We start from the raw sequence: 17969 nt of genomic DNA, 5'->3' as shown, positions 1-17969 counted from the left end.
CTTCTGTTAAAGGAGTTGGGGGAGATTTAACGGTTATCAGACTGGAAGACAGAATGTCGGATATTTACGGGCTATGATATCCATCAGTGACTTCATTCGCGGTGTTACAGAACTAAATTTCATTTGGGGTATTTTTGCTCTTACCGCATTTTTTACATCAGTCACCGTTACTGAATAGCCTTCTGACGTCAGCCATTCAGCAACCTCTTTACAGGAATAACTTTTTTTATCTTTCAGCATCAGCCCCCATTGGCACTGAGTCAGCGCCCGGAGAAATAGTCTGACTAAAATATCATCACTACGTTTGCTTCCGACTTTTAGTTTCATATCAGAAAACACCGTCCGGCAATAGAGAAAATCACACCAGTCATCCCAGTCAGCCAGGGTCTTCAGTGTATGCGTTTGCCGCCAGTCGTCGAAAAGAGAGCGCTGCTGCAGAGCCTCTTCCATATTATCCCACGGGCGGGAAAACATCAGTAGATGCCCTTCATTCATGGCGGGCCGTACGGGCTGGCGTTTGAAATCGAATTCCAGATTAAGACGGATATCCTGTTCCCGGGATACCAGATCGCTTTCCGAGAGCCACATCTCACGCGTTGATATCAACGTACTTCGGGATAACGTCTGACCGGGTAAACGATTAAGGTAAAGATCTACCATATAGTCGTTATAGTCACTGCGTGGAATATCGGCAGGAGGTTTGACGCCAGCCCTGGCATGAACAACCGGTTTTCCCTGAATAGCTCTATAGGTTAACTGCCCCCGGGTTTTCATGGCGATAAGCTGGCTGACCTCATGCTTACATGTCAACATTGATGAACCCGGATCAACAATATCGCACAGCGACTGGAAGCGGGAAGACAGTGGACCGCTCATGTTTATCTTGTCAAGTGGGCAATTTGTCAAAAAGCCATCGGTTGTGACGCTGACAACCGATGAATCAGAAGGCAAAGCATTCATGAGTTCCCCGACAACGGCCCGGATAAATCCCGTCACATGCGCAGCAAAGAATGGCTGAGTAACCGATGATGGTGGGAGGGATCTGTTTAATCCACGGGCTGTATCAAAGGCGGTTTTGGCGCGAAGGCCCTGAGCAAGTTTACCATAAAGCGAGTTGCCAATTTCTTTCCAGAATTTCTCCTCCAGAGAACCTTTAATATGGCGATTACGGTTCTCACGGACCTGTTGAACAAAGGGAAGAAACACCGATGTTGATTCGCTGTTATGTGGGGAGGTGTCACAGATCCAGGGGACGATGATCCCATTATGGATCGTCATCTCTGCCCCGAGCGACAGAGCAAGTTCGATTTCAGGTGCCGTTGCCCATGATTCGCCACTTAATGGAAAGAATAACCCATATTGATCGGTCCGAACCGGCAGGCTGGGATAGGGAACTGATTCCGGGAACCGAAATGTGACAAGCGCAAATCCCATTACATGCCCACAGTAATCGTCCGGATTTTTACTGAGGCGGATGTTCCCGTAATCGGGTGTGAGGATATCTAATAGCCCGGTGGTATACGCTCCAGCCAGATCGTAGTCATACCAGTGATCAGACGGTGTAACCCCCATCATAAAACACTCATTGCGTCCGCCGTGGTAACAGTTGATCGGGAACGTTTCAAACAACTCTCTTGAAGGAACACTGGCGGGGTTTTTAATCGTCCGGAATGCCTGTTTCTCCGTGAGCCAGAGTTCACGGGTTTTAATGTGTGTCCCAAGGCAGACTTCAGGAGACATATTGTTTTCTTTAAGTGTTTTGGTGAACCGTGAAACTGCCATCGCCCCGATGGTGGCGGGGACACGATCAATCATCAGCTCCCGGGCGCAAAAATTGCGAACCTGTAAAGCATAACGAACCGCAATCTCGGCATCCCGCAGAGCATAGGCTTCAAACCCTGCTCTGTCGCCCAGAAGATATTCACGCATATTGGTTATGGAATAAGGTGCAGGAATGGTGAGTTTGGGAAGACCCAGTAATTCACCACATTCAGCCAGACCCATACCCCCGGGAGTGATAAGCAGTGTATCGATGAAAGCTACGTTACTGCAACGCGGAGGGGAAGTTCGTTTGTCAAACATTATCTGTTCAGTCTTTACGCGACGTTCCTGCTGTTCATCAAAATCGATACCGTAACGATTTTTGAAGCTGCTGACAGTACCGCGTATTCCTTTCAAAAGAATTTTGTAGTCTGACCAGAAATTGGCAAAGGAGGCGATATCCGCACGAATGAAATGCGCATATATATTAATAATACCGGGCCATTTTGTAATCACACCCGTTTCAAGAAGCGGTGTAATCGTTTGACAGAGAAATTCCTTAAAAGACAGCCGGGATTTTTTCTGTGAGTCAGGTGGATAGATAATGTTCGATATACCTGTATTATCGGGTAAGACAACATAACTCTGATATGACAGAATATCATTCTGTCGTGTTTCAGGGTTGAAAACATATTCGGTATCAAAACCGATATGGAGTGTCAGGTCACTTGAAATAACAGATACTTTTTTTGATGCAGGTGGTATCACAGGATAATCATCAAGCGTTTTAGGTCTTTTACGATTGAGCGCTGGCTCTGAAGTCACGGACTGATACCCCGAGGCGGCAGCGAGGATGTCCTGCAAATTATTGCTCATAGTTAACTCCGAAAAAATGCCGGGAGCTGTGTCCCGGCATAAAGAATCAAGATTTAATAACATTTACTACAGATTTGAAAATATCGGTTTTGTGTGATTCATCATCTACATGGATAAAGGAAACGAGTTTCCTGCCTACTTTAATCAGGATACCGCGTTGCGTCTTTTCCACAGACGGGGTAACGTGTGCAGATAACAGACAATGTTCATGTAAATGAAGAAACTTTTTTGAGGCGTAGCCGCCATGTAATCGGGCTTGAATGTCAAGATACATATCATCAAGAGAACCGGGTTCTCCTGATTCACTCAATACCGGATAACCCTTCTTATCAAAGAGGTTAAGGATAGATTTACTATCATGTTCGAACAGGGTAACACCGTAAATGTATTTCATTCGAAAGGTGAGGGAATCGGTGGTGTAGACTTCCTCCTGACGATTGAAATTTTTGAGACGCCTGGCTAATTCATTAAAAACAGCACGAGCAGTAGCCGTGTCCTGCAGGGTGTAGGTATAAAGTACGAAGCCATCTGTGCCGATGAGCTTTACTAAGTTGTCCATAATCGTGATAGCGAGAACTAATGCAAAGGACAGATATTTTTCATCGTTGTCTACAGCTGTGTTTGCTGCTTCAGGAAGAATGTTCAGTGCATTATTAGCATTATTTGCTGTGTTCTTAGTAACCATTTATATCACCTTTAAGTTTGTTTTGACGATGTGCATTTTCCCACTCAACAATATCATCAAGAGAGAATCGTATAGCCCGCCCAATTCTGATGAAGGGCGGGAGTTTTCCGGGGTTGCGCGATATATCTGACGCAACCGTGGATGCAGAAAGATTAAATCTTTCTGCGAACTGCTTAATGGTTAAATACATAAACCTCCGGTTTCAGAGAATAAGAAGCCACGCGGATTTAATATCAATCCACATTCTGTGATGACTTAATGCAGGGCCCTGCAGAAGCATGCAATGACAATACCGTCCTTAAACGAGTGTTGCATCAATCACGAATCACAGATCATAGGTTCATTTTGTGTCATAACTTTCTATGACCTGAGAAACCACTGCGTGTGATGTCGCTGCATTGTGAAAAGCGTAGCGACGGGTCGCCGTGAGTGAATGGTGATTTAGCAGATGGGAAGCGATTGCAATATCCCCGGTCGCCTGTAGTACCCGGGTGGCAAAGGTACGGCGCAGGTCATGCATCCGCAGGTTATCAATGTTGGCATCCCGACAAATACGGGCAAAGGTTGCACGCGGATATGCCAGAGGGCGGGCATTGTCGGTTAGTCGCGGAAAAATGTAAGTTTTGCTGAGCATCAGGTCCTGCTGGCACTGGACAACTGCAATGGCTGGAGGTGCAAGTGGGCAGGTGAAAGGGTGTCCGGACTTTGTATCAGGCAGTATGAGTTGATGCATATCCGGGTGCCAGTACTCCCATTTCAGGGTACATACCTCACCAATACGCATCCCCGTATAAAGAGCAAGCAATATAGAATCAGCTGCCGGTGTTTGCAGCGCTGTTGCCGCGTTAATAAAGCGCGGGATTTCTGTCGCTGACAGTGTGCGATAGCGAATGTTATTTTCTTTCAGATAGCGGACATGTGTCATCGGGGAATGCGTGATCCATCCAGCACGTACTGCCAGAGAGCATATTTTGGACAATATTGCGAGGATACGGTTTACTGTTGACGGACGTAATTTTTCCCGTAAGCCAGCAGCATATTGTTCCAGTTCTCCTGCCGTGATGTCGCGAAGTTGCCGCTTGCCCCAGAACGGGCGAACGTAGAGGTTGAGTTTTGACAACTCTGACTGAGGACTCTTTTTATACAACTGCAAATCCGGTAGCCACAGGTCATTGATGGCCTGTTCCACAGTGAATCGACGGGACTGAACCGCAAGACGATTTTTATCAGCAAGCAGTTTCATCACATGCTGACGGGCATCCTCAACGCAGAGCTGAGGGAACTGACCCAGGGTTTCATATATACGCTGATTGTTTATAGTGGCACGAAAGGCCAGCGTGATCCGATTGGGATACACCAGAGCACGCAGGTTTTGGCAGTGAATATCACGGTATTCCTGACAACCCGTGAGGGGATGTGGAAGTTGGTGAAGTGATTTGTTGCTGAAACGCAGATCCAGAATAGGCATCGTATTTCTCCTGTAAATGACACTGGAAAAATACGATGTGAGGTTATAGTCTGCCAGTTACAGCTTTCACAGTTCATCAGGTGAAAAAACGCAGATTCGGATATAATGGCAACACAATTCCATGTCGCCATTATATTAAGAAACTACAGTTTCATGATCTTGTTCGCTATTTTTTCGAAGTAAACCTCATTCTTAAGAAGAGTGATATTGTTTGTTTGAACACCCAGACCACTGGAGGTTGACTGGAAGTTGAGTGAACCACTTATCACTGTGGACTTTCCTGATAAAAAGGAAATCAACTCCTTGGAAGATGGTGCCCACTCAGGGTTTAAGAGTAATGCAATATAGATATATGTCTTACGAAGCAATTGTTCTATATCTTTTTTATGCCCTGTAGTGTTTTGCTTACCTTTAATGCAAATAGATTTGATTATGAACTCATCAGGGCTGGTTAAAGGCGTTTTAAACTCACTCAGTGATCCATCGTTATGAATGACTTCATAAGGCAGCATAGATAAAATGATCAATGCAATCATTTTAGGATGATAAAGGTAGTTATCACGAATGATTTTTCCTGCCTTCATTGTATTGAGCGTTGTTTGAATAAATACAAAAAGATATTCAGAGCAAAAGTAACAAAACACAAGCCAGGATAGGTCAATGGATGGAATGTTAATATCCTTAGGTAGTTTGTTTAGCCAGTATTCAGACTTCAAAAAGGTCCTGATTTCAACAGTATATTCATGCATTTTTGCGCTGAAATCAAGCATTGCTACTTGACCTGATTGTTCCGTAACTGTGTGGTCTATAAATGTTAGTGTATTGCACATTTTATCCAGCGTGTTTTGAAAACAAGAAAGGAGTTCGGCATTATTATTACCATTAACCGCAGATGAAAGTTCAGTTTTAATAAATGCATCCAGTAGCATACAGATTTCTTTCGGAATTACATTTTTACGGGATTGCTGTGAATAGAAATGTACTGCCAGTAAATTAAAGGCAGTGCACTCCTTTTTTAACCATTGTTCGAGCACTGGGACGTGCTGAAAAAAATTGATATGCTTAGCAGTAGATGCTGATGGAGATAGTACATGAAGAATATCTACAGCAGGCTTCATTTGCAATATTTGATCGGATTCGGTAGTCGTCATTAGTTCCAGTAATTGCTGTTCAGAAAATAGTTTAGACAGGTGATCAATGTCTTTTTGGTATTGATTAAGTTTGGTTAAATTCCCCGGTATACGGGTTACATTGTTTTTCATTTTCTCGAACATAATTTTATCCTCGTTTGAATTATTACACTGATTTAAAAAGTAGCATGTCGTGTTAGCGAGGTAATCCTAAAACGTGAATGGCAGCAGGGGTAAGCTTGAATCTGCGTAAGGATATGGCTTACATTTAATGGTGTAATTAGTGGGTTAGAGGCTTGTAGCTATTTAAATACAATAAGTTATGACGGTGTGTGGCGGGTGTAAATCGGTTAGTTTTTATGGTTAAAATATGAGCATTGTGAGATTTGAGATATGATGGTTTTTAAATTACATACAAGTTACCCCTGATGATCAGTATTAATACCAGAATGACACATGCGAGCAGCACCCAATCCTGTACTATTTATGATGGCTATACAAGGCTGAAACTTTGAGTCGTATGTTGCCAGGAGGATTAATGTCCACAAGGCCCAGATAGAATGATTTCTCAGATATTAAAGTTGAAACTTATTAACTATGTGAGAGGCTGATATTTATTCAGTCTCTCATTTGTTTTTATCGTTTTAAAGTTAAAAGGAAATAAATAATGCCTTCCGCCGATGAATCAGTGTGCTGATTTCCCTCAAATCAGCCTCAATACTACCAACATCACCAAAGACTTCACCTCTAATCTCACTTCGATTTTTCATGAAATTGGTGCTTAATAAGCTTTCTTTTTTTAATGCCATTAATTTTGGTTTTATATCGTTATAGAAGTGCTTATGGCTTACCCTGATGTTATGAGTCGAGTAGTAAACTGTTTTATACATCAAAAATATAAGTAACTGGCCGAGAAGATATTCTTTTTCAATGTATTTATATTGAGAGGATTTTTCGCGTTTCGCCAGGTAGAAAGCATGAGGTGCGATGATGGTGGGGATAAAATCCAGTGCTGGAGAGGTTTTGGTTTTTTCTGTTTCTCTTCCGGATTGAAGATGTTGAAGTACAGAGTATACAATGCTTAAAATTATGGCGTTACTTATATTATTAATTGCAGTTGGGTAAATATGCAGATTGCTTATCAATTCTGAAAGGCAAAGTAAAACACCAGTGATGTTGGGTTTTCTGCCAGAGATTGTGGTGCTGTTGAAAATGTGACGATTCTTACGACTTATATTGACAAGTTTATGAGTCCAGAACTCTATATGTTCGACGATTTTATCTTGACTATTTTTAATGTATTTTGAAATGTTAGTGATCCGGCCATTCAACGTTAGTTCATCAAGCAATATATCATTTTTAATATTGCGAATTTCATCGCAATGTTCACATTGAGAAACTATCTCATGTAATACATAACTCGACGTATTGCGGGGTGACGCTGATATGTAATCTAAAATAGAAGGCTCGATTTTGATTTTTTGTTTGTATTTTTTAATGCACTGTTTGATTGTTTTTTGTAGAGTATTTGAGATGTGTTTTTTATATTCTTTTAGAAAATCTTGCTCTAAAAAGAGTGAGGAGAAGATCAACTGCTGGCGAGATAATTTAATCTCAGGCTTGATCAATTTAATCCGAAAAACTCTTCCCTCCAACTCATAGCTGAACATGGAAGATAAGTGATAGTGGGGTGATAAATGTTCGAGTAACGACATTCGTGTATTCATTAGCCGCTTGAATTTATGGTCAGCATACATAAGTGTTTTTTTTATTTGCTCATCATAAAGTGGGCCGATAGCGCAGTTGGCAATACTCATTCTATCCGGAGACCTCCAGTCAGCAGGGGAATCACATTGACGGTCATCATTACTATCAAAGGGCATCAACGTTGCCGATTATGGATCATGTCAGCCCCACACACCAGAACGGGTGATATATGGATCATCATTACCCCAACGGCAGTTTTACACCATGGCTAATATGGATGCTATCTTACTAAGATAATTGGTTTTTAGCGAGTGACGAGCCAGGTTGTGTCAGTCTGTCTCATGTCGATATTACGGGGATGATGCAAACCTGAATGCTGCGATATTGGCGTGTCAGGGGAGGCATCTTACGGTATCATTTACCGCAATTTTTAAGATGCAAAGCCCTGCATCGCTAGCTTTTTCTTTAGACCAGGATGATTCATGAACGACAAAATCAGTCAGGACACGATCAACAAAGCCCTGTGGGCCGCGTGTGATACGTTCCGTGGCACCATCAGTGCTGATACCTATAAAGACTTTATCCTTACCATGCTGTTCCTCAAGTACATTTCAGATGTCTGGCAGGATCACTATGACGAATACAAAGAACAGTATGGCGATGCGCCGGAACTGATTGAAGCGATGATGGCCAACGAGCGTTTTGTACTGCCAAAAAGTGCCAGCTTTTATGCGCTGTACGAACGCCGCCATGAGCCGGGTAACGGTGAGCGTATCGATCAGGCTCTGCATGCAATCGAAGAAGCCAACGGAACCAAACTGAAAGATGCCGGGAAAAGCGTGTTCCAGGATATTTCGTTTAACACTGACCGCTTGGGTGAAGAAAAACAGAAGAACACTATCCTGCGTCAGTTGCTGGAAGACTTCGCCGGTGAAGATCTCAACCTGAAGCCAAGCCGTGTAGGTACGCTGGACGTTATCGGCAATGCTTACGAATACCTGATCAAAAACTTTGCCGCCAGCGGTGGGCAGAAAGCCGGGGAGTTCTATACCCCGCCGGAAGTTTCGGACCTGATTGCAGAACTGCTCGATCCGCAACCGGGTGATACCATCTGCGATCCAGCCTGTGGTTCCGGTTCATTATTGATGAAGTGTGGGCGTAAAATTATCTCCGGGCATGATAGTCGTAACTATGCCTTGTTCGGTCAGGAAGCGATCGGTTCTACGTGGTCGCTGGCAAAAATGAATATGTTCCTGCACGGGGAAGACAACCATAAAATCGAGTGGGGCGATACCATTCGTAACCCGAAGCTGCTCGATAAAAATGGCGACCTGATGCTGTTTGATATCGTGACCGCTAACCCACCGTTCAGCCTCGATAAGTGGGGCCATGACGAGGCCGAGAACGATAAGTTTGGCCGTTTTCGTCGCGGTGTACCGCCGAAGACTAAAGGAGATTACGCTTTTATCTCGCATATGATCGAAACCCTGAAACCGGGAACTGGCCGTATGGGCGTAGTTGTGCCACACGGTGTGCTTTTCCGTGGCTCCAGCGAAGGTAAAATTCGCCAGAAACTGATCGACGAAAATTTGCTGGATGCGGTAATTGGTCTGCCGGAAAAACTGTTCTACGGTACGGGGATTCCGGCTGCGATTCTGATTTTCAAAAAGCAGAAAGTTGATGACAAGGTGCTGTTTATCGATGCCAGCCGTGAATTCAAGGCAGGTAAAAACCAGAACCAGCTTAGCGAAGAAAACATTAAGAAAATCGTCAAGACCTACCGTGATGGCGATAACGTCGAGAAATACGCCTATCTTGCCAGCCTGAAGGAAATTCAGGACAACGATTACAACCTCAATATTCCGCGCTATGTCGATACCTTTGAAGAAGAGGATGAGATTGACCTGGTGGCGGTGCGAGCAGAGCGTGAGCAACTGAAGGTGGAACTGGCGAAGCTGGAAGTTGAGATGGCGGGTTATCTGAAGGAGTTGGGTTATGGTGCCTAAGGGGTGGACGCTTCTCCAAGTGTCAGATATTTGTAAGTTACAAAATGGTAATAGTTTCAAGCCACATGAGTGGGATACACAAGGTCTCCCTATCATTCGAATTCAAAATTTGAATGGAAGCGATAATTATAACTATTTTTCAGGTGTTCCTCAGGATAAATGGTTGGTTGAACCAGGGCAGTTACTATTTTCCTGGGCAGGTACAAAAGGTGTATCCTTCGGTCCTTTCATTTGGAATGGGCCAAAAGGTGTTTTGAATCAGCATATCTACAAGGTATTTGCAAATGAAAATGTTCATGGACACTGGCTGTATTTAGCTTTATTGCATATAACTCAAAAAATTGAAGCGCAGGCTCATGGTTTCAAATCAACATTATTACATGTTCAAAAAAAAGACATTGATAATCAATTTGTGCTTACCCCGCCTGTTGCTGAACAAAAGAAAATGGCCCAAATCCTGTCAACCTGGGATAAGGCGATTTCGGTGACGGAAAAGCTTCTCACCAACAGTCAGCAGCAGAAAAAAGCCCTGATGCAGCAATTGCTTACCGGGAAAAAGCGCTTGGGATTGCCCGCTGGTAGCTATGAATTTAAGATTACTCGCTATGGCTCGATCCCGAAAGATTGGGATTATCCAGCCATCAAGGAAATATGTACTCAAGTTAGCGAGAAGAATTCAGCCGCTGTAGATCATCCGGTACTCTCATGCTCCAAGTATGACGGTTTTGTCGATTCTCTGAAATACTTTAACAAGAAAGTTTATAGTGATGACTTATCTGGCTACCGGTTGATCCATCGTGGTTGTTTTGGTTTTCCGTCTAACCATATAGAAGAAGGCTCGATTGGCCTACAGAACCTTTATGATACTGGTATCGTTAGCCCGATTTATGTAGTTTTTCGTGCATCGCCTACTAAAGTTGACAACTCATATTTGTACGCGGTACTCAAAACGGACCACTATAAGCAAATCTTTGGTGCAGCAACTAATGCCTCTGTTGACCGCAGAGGAAGCCTCCGCTGGAAAGAATTCAACCAGATTCATGTGCCCCTACCACCATTGAAAGAACAACAAAAAATCTCCGCCGTCCTGTCCGCTGCTGACGCCGAAATCACCACGCTGGAGAAAAAACTCGCCTGCCTGAAAGATGAGAAAAAAGCCCTGATGCAGCAGCTACTGACTGGCAAACGTCGTGTTAAGGTCGATGAGGCGGTTGCCGAATGAAACTGACGAAAAGCGGGCCGCTGATTGACCGGGAAATCGACTGGCTGGAAGAGGTGTTGCTGAAATACGGCAATGATGACTCTGTGCTCTGTTTCTCTGAGCTGGATGGCTTTCTGACAGCGATTGTCTCTGGCCCGAATATGATCCCCCCTAATACCTGGCTTAGTGCTATCTGGGGGCGAGGTGACTACTACCCTCACTGGACCACTGAAAAAGAGATGACGCGTTTTGTGGGGCTGTGTTTTCAGCATATGAACGATATCGCTGGCTGCCTGTATGAGGCCCCTGAACAGTTTGAACCGATTTTCAATGGACGTGAGGTGAAGGGGAAGACATATACAATCGTCGAAGAGTGGTGTTTCGGGTATATGAAAGGCCGGTCTCTGGATGACTGGTCAGCCTTGCCAGAGGCCTTACGTCCCTCGCTGGAGGCGATAGCCCTTCATGGTATCGAAAAGAACTTCCCAGTGGTTGAGAAAATGTCACCTGTTCAATTTGAACAGAGTATTACTCTCATTCAGCCTGCGGCACTGGCGCTTTACCAGCACTGGTTGTCGGTGAGAATGTCAGAGGCATCATCCCGGCCTGTTCCCGTGAAGGGGGCAGAAAAACTGCCCGGTCGTAATGACCCGTGTCAGTGTGGCAGTGGTAAAAAATTTAAAAAGTGCTGCCTGCACTGACAAAGCGGAAGGGGGCTTGCTCATGGCAGTGAACAATCTGGATCGTTCCCGGTGGTACATGGGAAATGTTCTCTGGTTCGGAGGCTACAACAGCAAAACGGATCGGGAGAATAACTTTGGCTTTCTCTTATCAGAGAATGGTAATGAGCTGTTTTTTCATAAGAATGAGATAAGCCGGAACTATACACCCGCTGACAATACACCGGTGCTGTTCAGGGAAGGTACAGGTAAAAATGGTAAGCCTACGGCTTTTAATGTTCACATTCTTGATAAAACAGATGATGAGACGGCTGAGCTCCTTATTGAATATCTCCGGGCTATTATTGAGGAGGGCGTTGATTTCGCTCGTTGGCGTTATCGTGACTGCGTTATTAATTTTCTCACTCAGTCCTTTGGCGAAAGGGCTATAATTCGGTTAGTTACCAGTGATATAGCTGCTACAAAAGTCTTGCCGCTATTTTTAAAATCACGTAACTACGATAACCAGTTTGCACTTTTCGCCTCTGATAAGAATTTTGATGATTTGACCGCACAACAAATATCTCCTGCGGTCATGCCTTCGTCATTTATCGATAATAACATTGATCAGTTCGCTGTTTGGGTGAAAAGGTGTTCTGCGGCTACGGATTGCCAGGGGGCTTCAACATCGGACATCATCAATGAATTACTCAGCCATATATCTATAAGTGCTATTCTCTACCTGGCATTTTACGATTGTATAAGCAGCGAGCGGATTCTTGAACATCGGCATGATGATATAGAGAATTTTGTTCGACGTAGTTTCACGAAAAATAAAATGGATATACAACCATTTGTCCGTGATGCCTATCAGCAGAAATTCTCATCGAGAGAGCAATTTTATAAACATTCCGTGATTAGTCCTTTTGTCAATAAGTATTTGATTAAACAGAAGATGTTCAGGAAAGATTTCAGTTTTGTTAATGATATTGAGTCGAATACTGAAATTTCTTCTGACCCTGAATACTTTATTCTGAGTAAATTGTTACCGCTGATTGGGCGTAACGATGAACAGTCCGTTCTGAGTATTATTCTGCATGAGATATGGCAGGGAGTGTTGTCGGGTAAAATCCCGGTAAGCCATCCTTCTGTTTTCAAATTGTTCCCACAGTGTAGCTCATTGAAAATTCGTTCCCGGAATTTAAAATTATCCTGTGAGGCATTTCACTGGAATGCAAAACAACCTGACGGAACGATAGAGAAAAAATTCCTTTGTCGTTCGAAAATCTGCCATGATCCGCAGGTACTACCCGACCTCAGTCGGGATTACATCGACTTCACTATTTATGACTGGCTTGCCCACTATGGCATGACCTATCTGATTGCAGGCGAACCTTCTAAGCGGGATTTCCCAATTAAACTGGCTGGGTATTTCAATCGTATCAGAGAATTACATTCCCGCTTGCATTGCCGAAGTTGTGGGGTGCTGATGGTTCCAGATATGAAATATGCTCGTGTGGAAGTCAGCGTCTGGGATACAAAGTCGAAAGGATTTGTGAAAAAACCTTTCCAGGCCGCGTATCGCCTGACCGTCTTTAAATGTGCCAGTCATTCGTGCGAACAGTTTGGTATCGGGCATTACATTAATCACTGTATTGGTTACAAATGCAGCGAAATAATTGACGCCAGGGATTTGCATGAAAAATGTTCAGAAGGACGATTTATTTGTGCATCCTGTGGTTCCTGCTGTACGACGCATCAGGAGAAATTTGGTAATGTAAACAAGGGCGAAACAGAACAGGTCAAGTACAATCGCCTTTATCGGGACTCGCCGTTCTTTTCATCATAAGTCTTCGTTCATTTTGAGTATGTCCGTAAGGACATACAGTTTCACCTCTTAGCCAAGAAGGATTACCGGGTGGATAAGCACTACCAACCTAAATTCCAGGAAGAATACAGCGCCAAAATTCCGGCACTGACGTTACTGACCAGCCTCGGCTGGACGTTTTTATCTCCGAAACAGATTATGGATTACCGGGGCTATAAACAGGATGAGGTGGTGCTGCGTCCGGTTCTGCGTGAAGAGCTGTCGAAGCGTTCCTTTATGGCGGGTGGCAAAACCTGCCAGTTATCGGAAAAAGCACTGGATAACCTGATATCACAGGTCTGTTCTCCGGCGCTGAATGAAGGGCTGCTCAAAGCCAATGAACGGATGTATAACCATCTGCTCTACGGTATCACCGTCACGGAGTTTGTCGATGGCAAGAAGGTCAACCCCACCATTGCGCTGATCGACTGGGAACATCCGGAAAATAACCAGTTCCATTTTACCGAAGAATTTACGGTATTGCGGTCAGGCGGTGTCGAAACCCGCAGGCCGGATATTGTGTGTTTTGTGAATGGTATCCCGCTGGCCGTCATTGAAGCGAAAAGCCCGGCGGGTCACGGCAAGAAAGGGCCAACCATTGACGAAGGGATATCCCAGAGTATCCGCAATCAGCTCAACGACGAAATCCCGCAGCTGTTTGCTTACAGCCAGATATTACTGTCGATTAACGGGCATGACGGGCGCTACGGTACCTGTCATACACCAATGAAATTCTGGGCGGCATGGCGCGAAGAAGATATTACTTACGCGCAGATGTATGCGCTGCGCAACCATAAGTTATCGACTGAACAAATTCATGCGTTGTTTGATCATCGTCCTTCAGTCGATCTCAAATGGTATCAACAGTTAATCGATGGGGGGGAACTGGCAGTCAGCGGGCAGGATAAGCTGCTCATCAGTCTGCTTTCACCGGAACGTCTGCTGGAGATGACCCGCTTCTTCACCCTGTTTGATAAAAAAACCGGAAAAATTGTTGCCCGCTATCAGCAGGTGTTCGGGATAAAAAGACTGCTGGAACGCATCAGTACCCGCAGACCAGACGGGGGCAGGGAAGGTGGGGTGATCTGGCATACCACGGGGTCAGGTAAATCTTACACCATGGTGTTCCTCAGCAAGGCGCTGATTCTTCATGACAGCCTGAAGCGGTGTCGTATCGTGGTGGTGACGGACCGTATCGATCTTGAAGAACAGCTCAGCAATACCTTTGCATCCGGCGGCGAGTTGGCCGGGAAAAAAGACAAAGCCAATGCAATGGCAACATCCGGGCAGATGCTGGCGAAACAGATTGGCTCCGGTAAAGAACGCATCATTTTCACCCTAATCCAGAAATTTAATTCAGCGACAAAACTTCCTGAATGCGTCAATACCAGCCCCGATATCATCGTTCTGATTGATGAAGGACACCGGAGCCAGGGGGGGGAGAACCATGTGCGAATGAAACTGGCCCTGCCGAATGCCGCCTTTGTGGCATTTACTGGTACGCCATTGCTAAAAGAAGACAAGACCACCAATAAATTCGGACCGATTGTCCACGCTTATACCATGCAGCGAGCGGTAGAAGATAAAGCCGTTACACCTTTGCTGTATGAAGAACGTATTCCCGACCTTGAGGTTAACGATCGGGCAATAGATGCCTGGTTTGATCGTATTACCGATGGGTTAAGCGAAGCGCAAAAAGCCGACCTTAAGCGTAAATATGCCCGTAAAGGTGAGGTCTACAGTGCAGATGACCGCATCCGGCTGATCGCACTCGATATCGCCACACACTTCTCGAAGAATATTGATGAGGGGCTGAAAGGCCAGCTTGCCTGCGACAGCAAGATTTCCGCCATCAAATATAAAAAGTATCTTGATGAAGCCGGGTTGTTTGAGTCAGCAGTAGTTATCAGCCCGCCGGATACCCGGGAAGGGAATACTGAGGTGGATGAAAGCAAACTGCCGGAAGTGACGAAATGGTGGAAGGATAATGTCGGCACGCAGGATGAGTCTGTGTATACCCGCAATATCATCAGTCGTTTCGATACCGATGAGAAGCTCAAATTGCTGATAGTCGTTGATAAACTGCTCACCGGGTTTGATGAGCCGAAGAATACCGTGCTGTATATCGACAAGCCGCTTAAGTCCCACAACCTTATCCAGGCGATTGCGCGGGTGAACCGACTGCATCCACTAAAAAAGTTCGGTCTGCTGATTGATTATCGCGGTATTCTGGCTGAGCTGGACACGACTATCGGCAAATATCAGGACCTCGCCTCCCGAACTCAGGGCGGATACGATATCAAAGATATTGACGGGCTGTACAGCGCCATGAGCTCTGAATACAAGCGTCTGCCGCATCTATATAACCAGCTGTGGGCCATATTTGCCGGTGTTAAAAACAAAAATGATACTGAGCAGTTACGTGCGGTACTGGTGCCTAAAATGGAAGAACGTGACGGAGAGATGGTCGATATCCATCAGAAAACCCGTGATGATTTCTTCGAGGCGTTAACGGCCTTTGCCGGATGCCTGAAAGTGGCACTGCAGTCCGCCACCTTCTTCACCGACAAGAGCTTTACGGAACAAGACCGAAATCTCTATAAAGAAACCGTAAAACAGATGTCCAGCCTTCGCCAGTGGGCGATGCAGGTAAGTGGAGAGCAGGTCAATTATGACGACTACGCTGAGCAGGTGAAAAAATTGCTGGATAAGCATGTCACCGGCGTTGAGGTTCGTGAACCGGATGGGGTGTATGAAGTCGGTAAAATGGGCAAGAGCGAAAAGCCCGAAGAGTGGGACAGCAACAAAACCCGCAATGAAACCGACATCATTAAAACCCGCGTGACGAAGATGATTGAGCAGGAATTGCGTGATGACCCGTATGCTCAGGAGGCATTTTCAAAACTCCTGCGTATGGCTATCGAAGAGGCTGAAAAACTGTTTGACCATCCGCTGAAACAGTACCTTTTGTTCCGTGAATTTGAAGAACAGGTTGAAGCCCGTAAGCTCAGCGATATCCCGGATGCACTGGCGGTAAACAAGCATGCTCAGGCGTATTACGGTGTATTTAAAAAAGAGCTACCTGAGGTTTTTGCGGTAAACGACGTTCAGGTGCAGGATAAGTGGACCAAGCTGGCTTTTGAAGTGGACAACATTATCGTCAAAGCGGTGGCAGAAAACTCCCTGAACCCCCAGGACATTGAGAAAGTCGTTAAGACAAGTCTGCTACCACTGCTGTTTACGGCCTGCCGGGAAATTGGTGCCGGAATGAATCAGGTTAACCGTATTGTGGAAACCATCATCCAGATACTGCGCGTTGGTTTGATGAAATCATGAGTGAAAAAGAATCGCCATCAATGAAAGCGTTACGCATTGTCTATGGTGATGAGGTCATCGTCGTACAGTGTGTTCCGCGTCAGGTCGTAAAGGGCAGGGTGCTCATCAAGGTGCATCCGGACTGCCGGGTTATTGTCTCTGTACCTCCAGAAACACCGGAGCACGAGCTGTTGTCTGCGCTGAAAAAAAGAGGGCGCTGGATATACCAGCAACTGCGTGATTTCAGGGAGCAACAGACACACATTGTTCCGCGTCAGTATGTCAGCGGAGAAAGCCATTATTATCTCGGTAAGCAATATCAGTTGAAAGTGACAGAAGACGCTACTGTGCCGCAACGAGTGAAAATGTTGCGTGGGCGTCTGGAAGTGACTGTCAGACACAAATCGGCAGAAAAGATTAAAGCCTTGCTGGCTGAATGGTATCGGGAACGTGCCAGAGATGTTTTTCAGCGCAGGCTTGATTTACTGATTCCGCAGACCCTTTGGGTCAGTGAGCGTCCTCCGATACGTCTGCGGGCGATGCAAACGCAATGGGGCAACTGTTCAGCAAAAGGCTGTCTGACCCTGAATCCATGGCTGGTTAAGGCATCCTCAGAATGTATCGATTATGTTTTGCTACATGAGTTATGCCATGTGGCTGAGCACAACCACAGCGAGGAGTTTTACCGTCTGATGGGGCAGGTTATGCCGGGCTGGGAAAAGGTTAAGAAGCGACTGGATGGTATGGCTGGGATGTTGTTGGCAGATATGTAGTTTCTAACTTATTCCAATGGGCTCATTTGTCGGTGATGCTGCCAACTTACTGATTTAGTGTATGATGGTGTTTTTGAGGTGCTCCAGTGGCTTCTGTTTCTATCAGCTGTCCCTCCTGTTCAGCTACTGACGGGGTGGTGCGTAACGGCAAAAGCACCGCCGGACATCAGCGCTATCTCTGCTCTCACTGCCGTAAAACATGGCAACTGCAGTTCACTTACACCGTTTCTCAACCCGGTACGCACCAGAAAATCATTGATATGGCCATGAATGGCGTTGGATGCCGGGCAACCGCCCGCATTATGGGCGTTGGCCTCAACACGATTTTCCGCCATTTAAAAAACTCAGGCCGCAGTCGGTAACCTCGCGCATACAGCCGGGCAGTGACGTCATCGTCTGCGCGGAAACTGCTGGGATAACAGCCCAATGGAGCGCTTCTTCAGGAGTCTGAAGAACGAATGGGTGCCGGCGACGGGCTATGTAAGCTTCAGCGATGCAGCTCACGCAATAACGGACTATAT

The 17969-nt window shown here is 45.4% G+C and carries 12 protein-coding genes and 2 pseudogenes; 8 read left to right on the top strand and 6 right to left on the bottom strand.

The window, feature by feature from the left end; translation table 11 throughout:
- Window positions 1-36: 36 nt before the first annotated feature.
- From K0778_RS18195 to K0778_RS18170, 6 genes are all read right to left on the bottom strand, one after another.
- On the bottom strand, window positions 37-2637 hold the full coding sequence (locus K0778_RS18195) for a hypothetical protein (protein WP_001752625.1): 2601 nt from the start codon (window positions 2635-2637) through the stop codon (window positions 37-39).
- 46 nt (window positions 2638-2683) lie between these two features.
- Window positions 2684-3322, bottom strand: a complete 639-nt coding sequence (locus K0778_RS18190) for a hypothetical protein (RefSeq protein ID WP_000256731.1) — start codon at window positions 3320-3322, stop codon at window positions 2684-2686.
- On the bottom strand, window positions 3312-3512 hold the full coding sequence (locus K0778_RS18185; RefSeq protein WP_000281555.1) for an AlpA family transcriptional regulator: 201 nt from the start codon (window positions 3510-3512) through the stop codon (window positions 3312-3314). Before K0778_RS18185 ends, K0778_RS18190 begins: the two co-directional genes overlap by 11 nt.
- Window positions 3513-3662: 150 nt before the next feature.
- The gene (locus K0778_RS18180; RefSeq protein ID WP_032174631.1) at window positions 3663-4790 is read right to left on the bottom strand and encodes a site-specific integrase; all 1128 of its coding nucleotides are present in this window, start codon (window positions 4788-4790) and stop codon (window positions 3663-3665) included.
- Between the two features lie 143 nt (window positions 4791-4933).
- On the bottom strand, window positions 4934-6064 hold the full coding sequence (locus K0778_RS18175) for a hypothetical protein (protein WP_001734868.1): 1131 nt from the start codon (window positions 6062-6064) through the stop codon (window positions 4934-4936).
- A 506-nt stretch (window positions 6065-6570) separates the two neighbouring features.
- The gene (locus K0778_RS18170; RefSeq protein ID WP_113418564.1) at window positions 6571-7803 is read right to left on the bottom strand and encodes a hypothetical protein; all 1233 of its coding nucleotides are present in this window, start codon (window positions 7801-7803) and stop codon (window positions 6571-6573) included.
- Between the two features lie 306 nt (window positions 7804-8109).
- Here K0778_RS18170 and K0778_RS18165 point away from each other — a divergent pair, with 306 nt between their 5' ends.
- The 8 genes and pseudogenes from K0778_RS18165 to K0778_RS18130 form a co-directional block, all read left to right on the top strand.
- On the top strand, window positions 8110-9633 hold the full coding sequence (locus tag K0778_RS18165; protein ID WP_113418562.1) for a type I restriction-modification system subunit M: 1524 nt from the start codon (window positions 8110-8112) through the stop codon (window positions 9631-9633).
- Window positions 9623-10855, top strand: a complete 1233-nt coding sequence (locus K0778_RS18160) for a restriction endonuclease subunit S (RefSeq protein ID WP_088540968.1) — start codon at window positions 9623-9625, stop codon at window positions 10853-10855. The genes K0778_RS18165 and K0778_RS18160 overlap by 11 nt, the downstream gene beginning before the upstream one ends.
- Window positions 10852-11535 (top strand): YecA family protein, encoded by a 684-nt coding sequence (locus tag K0778_RS18155; RefSeq protein ID WP_023564282.1) that lies wholly within the window; start codon window positions 10852-10854, stop codon window positions 11533-11535. Before K0778_RS18160 ends, K0778_RS18155 begins: the two co-directional genes overlap by 4 nt.
- A complete protein-coding gene (locus K0778_RS18150; RefSeq protein WP_223952824.1) occupies window positions 11480-13342 on the top strand; it encodes a cold shock domain-containing protein in 1863 nt (620 codons plus the stop codon). The genes K0778_RS18155 and K0778_RS18150 overlap by 56 nt, the downstream gene beginning before the upstream one ends.
- Before the next feature lie 69 nt (window positions 13343-13411).
- On the top strand, window positions 13412-16696 hold the full coding sequence (locus tag K0778_RS18145) for a type I restriction endonuclease subunit R (protein ID WP_029404125.1): 3285 nt from the start codon (window positions 13412-13414) through the stop codon (window positions 16694-16696).
- A complete protein-coding gene (locus K0778_RS18140) occupies window positions 16693-17448 on the top strand; it encodes a M48 family metallopeptidase (protein ID WP_001290572.1) in 756 nt (251 codons plus the stop codon). Before K0778_RS18145 ends, K0778_RS18140 begins: the two co-directional genes overlap by 4 nt.
- A gap of 86 nt (window positions 17449-17534) precedes the next feature.
- A pseudogene (locus K0778_RS18135) lies at window positions 17535-17878 on the top strand (IS1-like element transposase); the annotation flags it as partial.
- Window positions 17848-17969 (top strand): annotated as a pseudogene (locus K0778_RS18130) (IS3 family transposase); the annotation flags it as partial. The pseudogenes K0778_RS18135 and K0778_RS18130, both read left to right, overlap by 31 nt.

The sequence above is a fragment of the Escherichia sp. XD33 genome, from assembly GCF_019375075.1.
GTDB lineage: Bacteria > Pseudomonadota > Gammaproteobacteria > Enterobacterales > Enterobacteriaceae > Enterobacter > Enterobacter flexneri_A.
This window is presented reverse-complemented; position numbering and strand designations above follow the sequence as displayed.

Coding starts and splice junctions, on each gene's coding strand:
- K0778_RS18195 (WP_001752625.1), bottom strand. CDS start 2,637: ATGAGCAATAATTTGCAGGACATCCTCGCTGCCGCCTCGGGGTATCAG.
- K0778_RS18190 (WP_000256731.1), bottom strand. CDS start 3,322: ATGGTTACTAAGAACACAGCAAATAATGCTAATAATGCACTGAACATT.
- K0778_RS18185 (WP_000281555.1), bottom strand. CDS start 3,512: ATGTATTTAACCATTAAGCAGTTCGCAGAAAGATTTAATCTTTCTGCA.
- K0778_RS18180 (WP_032174631.1), bottom strand. CDS start 4,790: ATGCCTATTCTGGATCTGCGTTTCAGCAACAAATCACTTCACCAACTT.
- K0778_RS18175 (WP_001734868.1), bottom strand. CDS start 6,064: ATGTTCGAGAAAATGAAAAACAATGTAACCCGTATACCGGGGAATTTA.
- K0778_RS18170 (WP_113418564.1), bottom strand. CDS start 7,803: ATGCCCTTTGATAGTAATGATGACCGTCAATGTGATTCCCCTGCTGAC.
- K0778_RS18165 (WP_113418562.1), top strand. CDS start 8,110: ATGAACGACAAAATCAGTCAGGACACGATCAACAAAGCCCTGTGGGCC.
- K0778_RS18160 (WP_088540968.1), top strand. CDS start 9,623: ATGGTGCCTAAGGGGTGGACGCTTCTCCAAGTGTCAGATATTTGTAAG.
- K0778_RS18155 (WP_023564282.1), top strand. CDS start 10,852: ATGAAACTGACGAAAAGCGGGCCGCTGATTGACCGGGAAATCGACTGG.
- K0778_RS18150 (WP_223952824.1), top strand. CDS start 11,480: ATGACCCGTGTCAGTGTGGCAGTGGTAAAAAATTTAAAAAGTGCTGCC.
- K0778_RS18140 (WP_001290572.1), top strand. CDS start 16,693: ATGAGTGAAAAAGAATCGCCATCAATGAAAGCGTTACGCATTGTCTAT.